The following is an 11,948-nucleotide window of genomic DNA, read 5'->3' as shown; positions in this document are numbered from 1 at the left end:
GTATGGCAGGGGCAGGACTTGTTACAATTAAAAGAAGAATTAAATCAATAACTAGTACCCAAAAGATAACAAAGGCCATGGGACTTATTGCCACCTCTAAACTTAGAAAAGTTAGAAGAAAGCTTGAGGTAAATAATAAATATTGTGAACTTTTTAATTCTATTGTAAATGAAATTGTTTTAGAAGCTGAGAAAAATAATATTTATATAAAGGGCAATGGTTCCAATAATAAGCTCTACATAACTTTAAATTCAGATACGGGATTATGTGGGGGATTCAATGTGAATGTTGTAAATGAAACAGATGCCGTTATATCAAAAGAGAGGGATAATTCTCTTTTGATAGCTGTAGGCCAAAAGGGCAGAATGTATTTTAAGAGACTTGGGTACAGTACAGAGGCAGAATATGTGGATATTCCCGATATTCCTACGGTAAAAGAGGCAAGTACTATAGTGTATAAAGCCCTGGATTTTTATAGAAGTGGTAAAGTTGGAGAAGTTAATATAGTATATACTAGATTTATTTCTACAGTTAGACAGAATGTAATTGTTGAAAAATTACTCCCGCTGGAGAGTAACAAAAGTGAAAAGAGAAATTTTCTTATAAAATTTGAACCATCTGCAGATAAGATGATAGATGATATGGTGGTTCTGCACTTAAAGCAGAAAATACTTAATTGTATGATAAATTCAAAGATTAGCGAGCAAGCTTCCAGGATGACAGCAATGGATGGGGCTACTAAAAATGCAAATGACTTACTCAGTGATTTGAATCTCAAATACAATAGAGCAAGACAGAGCGCCATAACACAAGAAATAACCGAAATAATTGGAGGAGCAGAAGCTCTGAAGTAAGGAGGGACGTTGATGCCAAATATAGGCAAAGTTATTCAGGTTATAGGACCTGTAGTAGATATAAAATTTAATACAGAAAACCTTCCTAACATATACAATGCCATAGATATACAATCAGGAGATAAAAAAATTGTTACAGAAGTTGCTCAGCATTTGGGGGATGATATAGTGAGGACTATATCTATGGAGAGTACAGATGGGTTGGTTAGAGGAATGGAAGCCGTAGATACTGGCTCACCTATATCTGTACCTGTAGGAGAACAAGTTTTGGGAAGACTTTTTAATATGTTAGGTCAGCCGATTGATGAAAAGGGAGAAGTAAAATCAGATAAATATTATCCTATTCACAGACCAGCTCCAAGTTTTGAAGATCAATCTGTAAAACCTGAGATGTTTGAGACCGGCATTAAAGTTATAGATCTAATTGCACCGTATCAAAGAGGTGGAAAGATAGGGCTGTTTGGAGGGGCTGGCGTTGGCAAGACAGTTATTATTCAGGAACTTATAAATAATATAGCCAAAGAACATGGTGGACTCTCTGTTTTTACGGGCGTTGGAGAGAGAACAAGAGAGGGAAATGACTTGTATTATGAAATGCAGGATTCTGGTGTCATAAATAAAACTGCCCTGGTATTTGGGCAGATGAATGAACCGCCTGGAGCAAGGATGAGAGTTGCGCTCACAGGCCTTACCATGGCAGAATATTTTAGAGATCAGGGTCAGGATGTGCTTTTATTTATTGACAATATATTTAGATTTACCCAGGCAGGTTCAGAGGTTTCTGCACTTCTTGGTAGGATACCTAGCGCTGTTGGTTATCAACCGACACTTGCCACGGAAATGGGTGCACTGCAGGAAAGAATAACATCTACAAAGCAGGGTTCTATTACATCTGTTCAGGCTGTATATGTACCGGCAGATGATTTGACTGATCCGGCACCGGCAACTACTTTTACACATCTTGATGCTACTACGGTTCTTTCTAGATCTATATCAGAGCTTGGAATTTATCCTGCAGTTGATCCACTGGCATCTACTTCTAGAATTCTGGATCCTAGAATTGTAGGAGAAGAGCATTATAAAGTGGCTTCAGGAGTTAAAAACATACTCGAAAGATATAGTGAACTCCAGGATATTATAGCTATACTAGGTGTAGATGAGTTGTCAGAAGAAGACAGACTGGTGGTTTTGAGAGCGAGAAGAATACAGAGATTTTTATCTCAGCCTTTTACTGTTGCGGAACAATTTACAGGTTATAAGGGAGAGTATGTTCCTATAAAGGAAACTATAAGAGGATTTAAAGAAATACTCGAAGGCAAATATGATGATTTGCCTGAAGCAGCTTTTCTCTTTAAAGGGACTATTGACTCAGTAGTTAAAGCGGCTAAAAATATGGCACAGAGTTAAAGGAGATTAATATGTCAGAAGTGTTAAAATTGACTATCCTTACTCCCGATAGGGAATTTTATGAGGGAGAAGTGATAGAATTGATAACGGAAAGTACTTTAGGAGGCATAACAATTCTTCCAGATCATATGCCTTTAATAACTACTTTGAGACCTGCTGATACAGTGATTGTTCAAAAAGATAACAAGAAACTAAAGGCATTTACATCTGTTGGAATATTGGAAGTAAAAGAAAATAAATTAAAAATCTTGTGTGATGCTTGTGAATGGCCAGAGGAAATAGATATAAGGAGAGCAGAAGAGGCCAGGGATAGGGCAAAAAAAAGACTGACCAATAGAGATGGAATTGATGTACAAAGAGCAGAACTGGCACTTGCTAGAGCGCTGGCTAGAATTAATCTAAAGCAATAGATGTGTTTTTATAGTTTATTTAAATGTGAAAAAACACTGTCAAACTTCATTTATATAATGATTTTGGCAGTGTTTTTTATTTGAAAATATGCACCTTTTATTGAGTAAATTTATATATTAATATAAAGTCCCTTCTATGGAATTTTATTTTTTTTGAATATTAGTATAAAAGTTGTCCATAATGTTTAAGAGAAAAGGGGGGAAGGTTTTGTGAAATATTTTCACAAAACTGTTTTATATGAAAAATATAAAAATATTATTTTGCTTATTATTGTGTATATTTTCTTTTCAGTACTATGTAAAAGCTTATGGAAGTAGTGTAGGTAGTTTAAGTTTTCCAAAAAATATTGTTTTGAATGAAAAAAAAGCTGATCTATTTAAATATATACTGGATGATACTCATAGTAGTCCTGAGGAATGTAATGTCATGGCAGTTTTTAGCACTGATGAACAGGGAGAAAAAGTTGTAAATAGAATATTTCAGAATTTACTTGAATATGAAAAACTCGACAAAAAAGTTTTGAGAAATAATGGATTATATTCAATAGAATTTGGCCATAGTTACATAAATGGCTACATAGAAAGTGTTCAGTATGAAAATCATAATATTATAACTGTTAATGTTGTTGAAAAATGTGATGATTATGAATTGCCATATCTAAAGAATATGGTTGAAGAATGTTTATCTAATGTAGGAGAAAAATGTCAGTACTATCAATATGTAAAAGCTAAGGTACAAATGGGGAACGTTACAACTGTAAATAGAAAACTGGAGGATACTTTGAAAAACATAGGTACATCTAATATCAAAACTGTGCCCTTAAATCAAGGATACAGCTCTACTGCATATACTCATATGTTTGATCCAATACAGAGTAACGGAGATTTGATAGATTTTAATTATTCTGTTGTAAAATACTCTACTGGAATCTATATAATTATGGGAACACCGGAAATAATGACAACATACTAGTATAGTAGTACAAAATAATTAACATATCAGCAAATTATAGAATGGAGGAACATTATGAGTAAAATAGTGGTTAGGGGAGGAAATAAACTGCATGGAGAAGTAAACATCAGTACTGCTAAAAATTCTGTGTTACCTGTTATAGCAGCTTGTATTTTAAGTGGGGACAAATGTATAATAGAGGAAGTCCCGATGCTTGAAGATGTCTTTGTAATAAGCGATATACTGAGAAGTATATTTGCAGATATAAATATAGATAAAAATGCAAATAAGATTATAATAGATACTTCCAATATAAGGGACTGCAGTCCCTGTAGTGAGCTGGTAAAAAAAATGAGAGCTTCATTTCTAATAATGGGTCCTATGATATCTAGGTTTGGTAGATTTAAATTATCTCTCCCAGGGGGATGCAATATTGGAACCAGACCTATAGATTTGCATTTAAAGGGTTTTAGTGCTCTTGGAGCAGAAGTAAATATAGGACATGGATATGTGGAGGCACAAGCTAAAAAGTTAATAGGCAGTAAAATATATTTAGATTTTCCATCTGTGGGAGCTACGGAAAATATAATGATGGCAGCAGTAATGGCTGAAGGAGAAACTATAATAGAAAATGCAGCAGAAGAACCGGAGATAAAAGATCTGGCCAAATTTTTGAACAGCATGGGTGCTAGAATTGTAGGGGCAGGATCCGGGACTATTCATGTAATAGGAGTTAAAGATTTAAGGGGAAGTACTCATAAACCCATATGTGACAGAATAGAAGCTGGAACTTTTATGGTTGCTGCTTCCATAACCAGAAGCAAAATTAAAATAAATGGCATAAATGAGGAACATTTAAAACCTATAATTGCTAAATTAACTGAAGCAGGAGTGTATATAAGAGTGGAAGGAAATAGTTTGATTGTAGATGGAGATAGAAATCTAAGACCTATAGATATTAAAACAATGCCTTATCCTGGATTTCCCACTGATATGCAATCTCAGATGACTGGCCTTTTATGTACGGTTAAAGGGACGAGTATAATAACTGAGACTATTTTTGAAAATAGATTTATGCACGCAGTGGAGATGAAAAGAATGGGAGCAAACATAAAGATAGATGGAAGGAGTGCTGTCATAGAGGGAGTTGATAAACTTACAGGAGCAGAAGTGAGGGCAACAGATCTTAGGGCTGGTGCTGCTCTAATACTCTGTGGTCTGGCAGCAGAGGGAGAAACAGAAGTTACTGATATATATCATGTAGACAGGGGATATGTGGATATTGAAAAAAAACTCAGAGGATTAGGTGCTGATATTGAGAGGATAAATTGATAATTTAATGATGTGTAGAGAAGAAGATTAATCAAGATCTTCTTTTTTTTAATGTGCAGTTATATTTGCAGAATTATTGTACAGCTTTAATAGAGGTTTTTAAATATGTCCGTGATTGGAATATTTTAGATGTAATAATAATAAGAATATACTATTGAAAATATAGATGGGTGTGGAATAGTAGAGAGGTAAATCATGAACTTTTTAAAAAAATCTGCAATATTGATATTTATGAGTGTACTTTTTATCATTGTACTTTCTTTCATCATAGTGGGAAAAGAAAATGGAGGGGATAGTCTGCCAGAATTTATAATGAAATCAAAAAATATAATATTCAGAGAAGATCATGACAATTCAAAAAGTATAAGAGTGTATATAACCGAGAAACATAAAATAGAAGAAATGAGTTTGGAGGATTATGTTCTGGGAGTGGTGGCAGGTGAAATGCCAGCGGAATTTTCAAAAGAGGCCCTTAAAGCTCAAGCTGTGGCAGCGAGAACTTTTGGAGCTGCCCATATGGAAGTATATGGTGGGAAAAAATATAAGAGTAATACAGGAGCAGATGTATGTGACACTGTGGCATGTCAGGTGTTTCAAAGCAAAGAGAATAGGATGAATACCTGGCCAAAGGCAAAAGCTGAAGAATACTGGGATAAGATAGAACAAGCTGTACAAGCTACATCGGGGCAGGTATTGTCCTATAAGGGTAAATTAGTTATGGAACCTTATTATTTTGCCATAAGTGGAGGGAGGACGGAAAATGCAGAAGATGTATTTAAAGAAGGAGAGGGGTATTTGAAGAGCGTGAAAAGCCCAGAGGAAGAGAGTGCACATAATAAATATAAAACTTCAGTGGGAATGTCCTATAAGAACTTTGTAGATAAGGTAAATATGTATTATCCTAGCTCGGGACTGAGTTTAAAAAGCCTATCTAAAGAAGTAAATGTACAGGACAGAACGGAAGGAGGAGCAGTCAAGGAGATTAAACTTGGTTCGATTACTATCTCTGGAACTAAATTTAGAGCTATTATGGGGCTGAATTCTACAAATTTTACTGTATATTTTAAAGACAAGGTTTATATTGAATGCCTGGGATATGGGCATAGAGTTGGAATGAGTCAATGGGGGGCCAATACTATGGCTAAAGAGGGTAAAAATTACATGCAGATTTTAAGTCATTATTATACTGGTATAAGTTTAAAAAATGTATCTTTATTTCTAAAGTAAACATAATATTCTATGCGGCATATTACAAAAGGGAATGCTGTAAAACTATTCTTAAAAACGGTTTTACAGCATTCCCTTTTTTTACAAAAAATTTATAAAAAATTTATAAAATATGTATTTTTTGTTATTCTCTGGACAAACTACAAAAAGGAGGTGTTCATATGGACAAAAAATTTTCAAATAAAGCGATTAACTTTTTGAAAAAGGAGGGTTTTTACGTAATATTATTTATTTGTCTTTGTATAGTTGCAACAGTTGCACTGCTGACTGCAAAAAACAATAAAGAACAGAGTGCTGAGCTGCAGAAAAGTCAAGCCATAGAACAAAAGCAGGTTAAGCAAACTGCAAAGGCGGATAAAAATCCTTCTTCAAGCTATGACAATGCCCTTCAAGTTAAAGAGAACAGCCAGGCAAATGCTGAGAAGGAGGCTTCGAAAGGAGTATCCAATTCAATGAGTACTTCATTCCAAAAACCAGTGGAGGGAGTTATTGCAAGAGGATTTTCAGAAGATCCGGTATATTGGAATTCTACTGGAACGTACAGACCCAACTTAGGATATGATATACAAACAGATTTGGGGAAACCAGTATTTGCAGCAATGGATGGAAAAGTAGAAGCGGTAAATACTGCAACGCAAGATGGAGTGGAAGTCATATTAGATCATCAAAATGGATTGAAGACCATTTATTCTAATTTAGATCCAAACGTTAAAGTCAGTGCAGGTCAGACGGTAAAAAAGGGAGCAGTTATAGGAATAGTGGGCAAGACTACTTTGAGATCAGCCTATGAAAAATATGGGAATCATCTACATTTTGCTGTTTTGAAGGGAAAAGAATTTGTTGATCCAGGTAAATATATAAAATATTAATATTTGGCCATTTCTCTTAGGTTTTATAGAGAAATGGCTCATATACAATGAATTTTAAGGTATAAAGGGGCATATTTATATATGGAAGGACAAGTATATACTAAAAGTTTTTTAAATTACGTAGAAAATGTTTAAACGATTTTATAATAGAAAGTTTTGAATAATAACATTTTTGTATGAAGGAGTTGAATGAGTTTGAAAGATTATATTGAAGAGAGAGTTATGGAAGTTGCTAAATATATAATAGGATCTAAAGCTACTATAAGAAAAACTGCTAAAGTTTTTGGAGTCAGTAAAAGTACTATACACAAAGATATGACTGAGAGGTTGCCAAAAATAAATCCACAGGTTGCCCAGGAGGCCAAGAGTATATTGGATTATAATAAAGCAGAAAGACATATAAGAGGTGGAAAGGCCACCAAAATGAAATATAAAGCTATTGAAGGTTAAAAAACATTCCCATTATAATTATAATATGATATTATAATTAATAGTAAATGTATTTACATTTTATTATGAAAAGCAAGTTAGAGTAGGAGTGAAAAAAGGGATGTTTTTTAATATAGGAACTGATATGGGAATAGACTTAGGTACGGCTACGGTGCTTGTATATATTAAAGGCAAGGGGGTAATTTTAAAAGAACCTTCTGTGGTTGCCATAGATAAGAGTAAAAATAGAGTGCTGGCTGTGGGAGAAGAAGCATGGCAGATGATAGGCAGGACACCGGGTAATATTGTTGCAATTCGTCCGTTAAAAGATGGAGTTATATCCGATTACGATGTAACGGAAAAAATGCTGAAGTATTTTATAGGAAAAGCTTGTGGGAAGAAGAGAATGTCAGCGCCAAGGATAGTTGTTTGCATTCCCTGCGAGGCTACTGAAGTTGAAAAAAGAGCTGTAATCGATGCAGCTAAAAATGCAGGTGCAAAAAAAGTATTTTTAATTGAAGAACCATTGGCTGCAGCTATAGGTGCTGGAATCGATATAACTAAAGCGAGTGGAAGTATGGTAATTGATATAGGAGGAGGAACCACCGATGTGGCTATAATTTCACTGGGAGGAATAGTGGTAAGGGCTTCAATTAAAGTAGCAGGAGACAAATTTGATGAAGCTATAATGAAATATATTAGAAAAGAACATAAATTGATGATTGGTGAGAGAACTTCAGAAAACTTAAAGATAAAAATAGGTTCTGCATTTCACAAGGATGAAGAAAATAGCATGGAAATAAGGGGAAGAGATTTAATCACTGGACTTCCTAAGAACATGGAAATATCTTCTAAAGAGATGAGAATAGCTTTGAAGGAAACTGTAAATGCTATAGCAGATACAACCAAGGCGGTATTGGAAAAAACTCCTCCAGAACTATCTGCAGATATAGCGGAAAAGGGCATAGTTATGACTGGAGGAGGAGCTTTGCTAAATGGCTTAAGTGATTTAATACAGGAAGTTACCTGTGTGCCCGTTTATGTAGCCGAAGATCCAATATCCTGTGTAGCTTTAGGTACAGGTAAAGTTCTTGAATATTTGGATAAAATGGAAGTTATTTTTACAGGCGATGACATAACTTTAATAGATTAAATAAAAGAGTAAAATCATATATATTATAATAATATCTTATTGTAGTAGAGGTAGTATGAGTGAATCAATGAATAGAGTATTACTTCAGCCATATTTAAAATTAGGTTTAAGCGTATGTTGCTGGTATTGCTGAATACATCTTCACTGCTGTTTGAGTCTACTATCCCTATTATTGATGAATCTCCTACGTTTGGAAGAGATTTTCCTACTCCTTTGCCAGGGTGTACAGGGAAATCTCTTGCCTGTATTTCACCTATGGCTTCATGATCACCTAGACAAGCATCAATTCCTATAATATTATTATTGGGGTGAAGCAATTTTATTTCGTTTAACTTACTTTCAATGTTTAAAGCGTGTATTGGCTCTGGTATTGTACCATAAACGGGTAGAGGAAAATGCTTGCATTTTAATAGGGTACCTACTAGAGGACCAAGGCAATCTCCTATATATTTATCTGTACCAATGCACACTATAACGGTGTCTTTGTTGATGTGATCTTTTAAAAAATGGGCTAAATCGTAATATGCCAGTGGGTTTTTATAATTGGATTTTATTTTACTCAATATATTCACCTTCTTTTATGTATACAATGCTTATGGATAATGTTCACAGCAAACACTATATATAATTTATATGATGAAATCATGTAAATTATTAGGACTAAAATAGAGGTATATGATTTTAAAAGAAATAACGAGGTAGGCAGAGAAATAAACGTTTAATATTAAATTTTACTCAAATATGAAATTTGAAAATAATCTTGTAAAAATGTATACTAAACTACGTTAAACGTTAAATGCCTTTATATTTTATCTAAAATGTGGTTTTATATAAATAAGCTGGCATAGCTCAGCAGGTAGAGCAACTGACTTGTAATCAGTAGGTTGTGGGTTCGAAGCCTACTGCCAGCACCAAATGTGGAGGAATTCCCGAGCGGCCAAAGGGGGCAGACTGTAAATCTGTTGTCAGTGACTTCGATGGTTCGAATCCATCTTCCTCCACCAATACTGTGGGCGCATAGCTCAGCTGGGAGAGCATCTGCCTTACAAGCAGAGGGTCACAGGTTCGAGCCCTGTTGTGCCCACCATTATTTTATATAACAAAATAAGCTGGCATAGCTCAGCAGGTAGAGCAACTGACTTGTAATCAGTAGGTCGTGGGTTCGAAGCCTACTGCCAGCACCAAATGTGGAGGAATTCCCGAGCGGCCAAAGGGGGCAGACTGTAAATCTGTTGTCAGTGACTTCGATGGTTCGAATCCATCTTCCTCCACCAATACTGTGGGCGCATAGCTCAGCTGGGAGAGCATCTGCCTTACAAGCAGAGGGTCACAGGTTCGAGCCCTGTTGTGCCCACCATTATTTTATATAACAAAATAAGCTGGCATAGCTCAGCAGGTAGAGCAACTGACTTGTAATCAGTAGGTCGTGGGTTCGAAGCCTACTGCCAGCACCAAATGTGGAGGAATTCCCGAGCGGCCAAAGGGGGCAGACTGTAAATCTGTTGTCAGTGACTTCGATGGTTCGAATCCATCTTCCTCCACCAATACTGTGGGCGCATAGCTCAGCTGGGAGAGCATCTGCCTTACAAGCAGAGGGTCACAGGTTCGAGCCCTGTTGTGCCCACCATTATTTTATATAACAAAATAAGCTGGCATAGCTCAGCAGGTAGAGCAACTGACTTGTAATCAGTAGGTCGTGGGTTCGAAGCCTACTGCCAGCACCAAATGTGGAGGAATTCCCGAGTGGCCAAAGGGGGCAGACTGTAAATCTGTTGTCAGTGACTTCGATGGTTCGAATCCATCTTCCTCCACCATAAAAAGCACTATTGGAGTGTTTTTTATTTTATAAGGATTTTTTGTAAATATTGTAAGCTCATAATAAAAGCTCTTATCCAGAGAGGTGGAGGGAAAATGGCCCGATGAAACCCGGCAACCAGTAGAAATTTTGCCAAGGTGCCAATTCCTGCAAGTTGACTTTGCAAGATAAGAGAGCAGTTAATTATTTAACCTCTTCTTACTTGAAGAGGTTTTTATTTTTATATAGTGTGGAGGTATTGAAAGTGAGAAAATTATTTACGTCTGAATCAGTTACAGAAGGACACCCGGATAAAATGTGTGATCAGATTTCAGATGCTATTCTGGATGCTATATTGGAACAAGATCCTTATGGAAGAGTAGCTTGTGAAACTGCTACCACTACAGGCATGATATTGGTTATGGGAGAAATATCGACTAAGTGTTATGTGGATATTCCCAAAATAGTTAGAAAAACTGTAAAGGAAATAGGATATACCAGGGCTAAATATGGATTTGATTGCGATACTTGTTCTGTGATAACTTCAATAGATGAACAATCATCAGATATAGCAATTGGTGTTAATAAGTCTTTAGAAGCAAAAAAAGGACAAATGGAAGAAATAGATGCTATAGGAGCCGGAGATCAAGGTATGATGTTTGGATTTGCCACTAATGAAACTCCTGAATACATGCCTATGCCAATAAGCCTAGCTCATAAACTGGCAAAAAGGCTTTCTCAGGTCAGAAAAGATGGTATCTTGAACTATTTAAGACCGGATGGTAAAACTCAGGTTACTATAGAATATGAGGGCGATAAACCCATTAGAGTTGACACTATAGTTGTATCTGCCCAACATGATGAATTGGAAACTAAAGAACAGATTGAAAGAGATATAATTGAGAATGTCATAAAGCCAATTGTACCATCCGATTTCTTAGATGAAAATACTAAATATCTTATAAACCCTACAGGAAGATTTGTAGTTGGTGGACCCCAAGGGGATTCAGGACTTACAGGAAGAAAGATAATAGTGGATACCTATGGTGGATATGGAAGACATGGCGGCGGAGCATTTTCGGGAAAAGATCCGACTAAAGTGGATAGATCAGCTGCCTATGCTGCAAGATGGGTGGCGAAGAATTTGATAGCTGCAGGTGTGGCAGATAAATTGGAAATACAACTTGCTTATGCCATAGGAGTAGCAAAGCCTGTGTCCATAAATATAGATACTTTTGGTACAGGAAAAATGCCAGAGGAGAAAATAGTTGACATAGTGGAAAAGGTATTTGATCTGAGACCTGCTGCTATAATAAGAGATTTGGATTTAAGAAGACCTATATATAAACAGGTTGCAGCCTATGGACATTTTGGAAGAACAGATATAGATTTGCCCTGGGAGAGATTAGATAAAGTCGAAGATATAAAAAAATATATTTAGAAATTCAAAAGCTTTGTATATGATAAATTATACAGAGCTTTTTTAAAATTGGATTGATGTGTTATAATTATACTCAAAT

At 35.7% G+C, this 11,948-nt stretch carries 11 protein-coding genes, 11 tRNA genes and 1 riboswitch; of the genes, 21 read left to right on the top strand and 1 reads right to left on the bottom strand.

Annotation, left to right across the window (positions count from 1 at the left end):
* The first annotated feature begins 2 nt into the window (after positions 1 to 2).
* From atpG to ACFHWD_RS04890, 9 genes are all read left to right on the top strand, one after another.
* On the top strand, positions 3 to 854 hold the full coding sequence (gene atpG / locus ACFHWD_RS04930; RefSeq protein WP_150357549.1) for an ATP synthase F1 subunit gamma: 852 nt from the start codon (positions 3 to 5) through the stop codon (positions 852 to 854).
* A gap of 12 nt (positions 855 to 866) precedes the next feature.
* Positions 867 to 2,261, top strand: a complete 1,395-nt coding sequence (gene atpD, locus ACFHWD_RS04925) for a F0F1 ATP synthase subunit beta (RefSeq protein ID WP_229980674.1) — start codon at positions 867 to 869, stop codon at positions 2,259 to 2,261.
* Positions 2,262 to 2,272: 11 nt separating this feature from the next.
* The gene (locus tag ACFHWD_RS04920; RefSeq protein ID WP_150357545.1) at positions 2,273 to 2,671 is read left to right on the top strand and encodes a F0F1 ATP synthase subunit epsilon; all 399 of its coding nucleotides are present in this window, start codon (positions 2,273 to 2,275) and stop codon (positions 2,669 to 2,671) included.
* 352 nt (positions 2,672 to 3,023) lie between these two features.
* Positions 3,024 to 3,644, top strand: coding sequence for a hypothetical protein (locus tag ACFHWD_RS04915; RefSeq protein ID WP_179978124.1), 621 nt, complete (start codon positions 3,024 to 3,026; stop codon positions 3,642 to 3,644).
* Between the two features lie 54 nt (positions 3,645 to 3,698).
* Positions 3,699 to 4,955, top strand: coding sequence for a UDP-N-acetylglucosamine 1-carboxyvinyltransferase (gene murA, locus ACFHWD_RS04910; RefSeq protein ID WP_150357541.1), 1,257 nt, complete (start codon positions 3,699 to 3,701; stop codon positions 4,953 to 4,955).
* A 195-nt stretch (positions 4,956 to 5,150) separates the two neighbouring features.
* Positions 5,151 to 6,182, top strand: a complete 1,032-nt coding sequence (spoIID, locus tag ACFHWD_RS04905; RefSeq protein WP_378060876.1) for a stage II sporulation protein D — start codon at positions 5,151 to 5,153, stop codon at positions 6,180 to 6,182.
* A 161-nt stretch (positions 6,183 to 6,343) separates the two neighbouring features.
* Positions 6,344 to 7,051 (top strand): M23 family metallopeptidase, encoded by a 708-nt coding sequence (locus ACFHWD_RS04900; RefSeq protein ID WP_179978123.1) that lies wholly within the window; start codon positions 6,344 to 6,346, stop codon positions 7,049 to 7,051.
* Between the two features lie 195 nt (positions 7,052 to 7,246).
* Positions 7,247 to 7,501 carry a sporulation transcriptional regulator SpoIIID gene (spoIIID, locus tag ACFHWD_RS04895; RefSeq protein WP_150358613.1) on the top strand — a complete coding sequence of 85 codons (255 nt, stop codon included), beginning with the start codon at positions 7,247 to 7,249 and terminating at the stop codon, positions 7,499 to 7,501.
* A gap of 100 nt (positions 7,502 to 7,601) precedes the next feature.
* The gene (locus ACFHWD_RS04890) at positions 7,602 to 8,633 is read left to right on the top strand and encodes a rod shape-determining protein (protein WP_150358612.1); all 1,032 of its coding nucleotides are present in this window, start codon (positions 7,602 to 7,604) and stop codon (positions 8,631 to 8,633) included.
* A gap of 23 nt (positions 8,634 to 8,656) precedes the next feature.
* Here the strand turns inward: ACFHWD_RS04890 and yyaC are convergent, their stop codons facing one another.
* Positions 8,657 to 9,196 carry a spore protease YyaC gene (gene yyaC, locus ACFHWD_RS04885; protein WP_150358611.1) on the bottom strand — a complete coding sequence of 180 codons (540 nt, stop codon included), beginning with the start codon at positions 9,194 to 9,196 and terminating at the stop codon, positions 8,657 to 8,659.
* Positions 9,197 to 9,471: 275 nt separating this feature from the next.
* On the opposite strand from yyaC, the gene ACFHWD_RS04880 reads away from it, so the two are divergent.
* From ACFHWD_RS04880 to metK, 12 genes are all read left to right on the top strand, one after another.
* Positions 9,472 to 9,547, top strand: a tRNA-Thr gene (locus ACFHWD_RS04880).
* 5 nt (positions 9,548 to 9,552) lie between these two features.
* Positions 9,553 to 9,637 (top strand) — tRNA-Tyr (locus tag ACFHWD_RS04875).
* A 7-nt stretch (positions 9,638 to 9,644) separates the two neighbouring features.
* Positions 9,645 to 9,720: transfer RNA gene (locus ACFHWD_RS04870), tRNA-Val, on the top strand.
* Positions 9,721 to 9,741: 21 nt separating this feature from the next.
* Positions 9,742 to 9,817, top strand: a tRNA-Thr gene (locus tag ACFHWD_RS04865).
* Between the two features lie 5 nt (positions 9,818 to 9,822).
* Positions 9,823 to 9,907: transfer RNA gene (locus ACFHWD_RS04860), tRNA-Tyr, on the top strand.
* 7 nt (positions 9,908 to 9,914) lie between these two features.
* A tRNA-Val gene (locus ACFHWD_RS04855) sits at positions 9,915 to 9,990 on the top strand.
* Positions 9,991 to 10,011: 21 nt separating this feature from the next.
* Positions 10,012 to 10,087: transfer RNA gene (locus ACFHWD_RS04850), tRNA-Thr, on the top strand.
* A 5-nt stretch (positions 10,088 to 10,092) separates the two neighbouring features.
* Positions 10,093 to 10,177, top strand: a tRNA-Tyr gene (locus ACFHWD_RS04845).
* 7 nt (positions 10,178 to 10,184) lie between these two features.
* A tRNA-Val gene (locus ACFHWD_RS04840) sits at positions 10,185 to 10,260 on the top strand.
* A 21-nt stretch (positions 10,261 to 10,281) separates the two neighbouring features.
* Positions 10,282 to 10,357 (top strand) — tRNA-Thr (locus tag ACFHWD_RS04835).
* Positions 10,358 to 10,362: 5 nt separating this feature from the next.
* Positions 10,363 to 10,447 (top strand) — tRNA-Tyr (locus ACFHWD_RS04830).
* A 71-nt stretch (positions 10,448 to 10,518) separates the two neighbouring features.
* Positions 10,519 to 10,623, top strand: a riboswitch (SAM riboswitch).
* 70 nt (positions 10,624 to 10,693) lie between these two features.
* Positions 10,694 to 11,869, top strand: coding sequence for a methionine adenosyltransferase (metK, locus tag ACFHWD_RS04825; RefSeq protein ID WP_179978122.1), 1,176 nt, complete (start codon positions 10,694 to 10,696; stop codon positions 11,867 to 11,869).
* Positions 11,870 to 11,948: the final 79 nt, after the last annotated feature.

It is taken from the genome of Clostridium sp. MT-14 (assembly GCF_042436595.1).
Lineage (GTDB): Bacteria > Bacillota > Clostridia > Clostridiales > Clostridiaceae > Clostridium_B > Clostridium_B aromativorans.
Note: the sequence above shows the minus strand (reverse complement) of the source record. Positions and strands in the feature narration are given on the sequence as shown.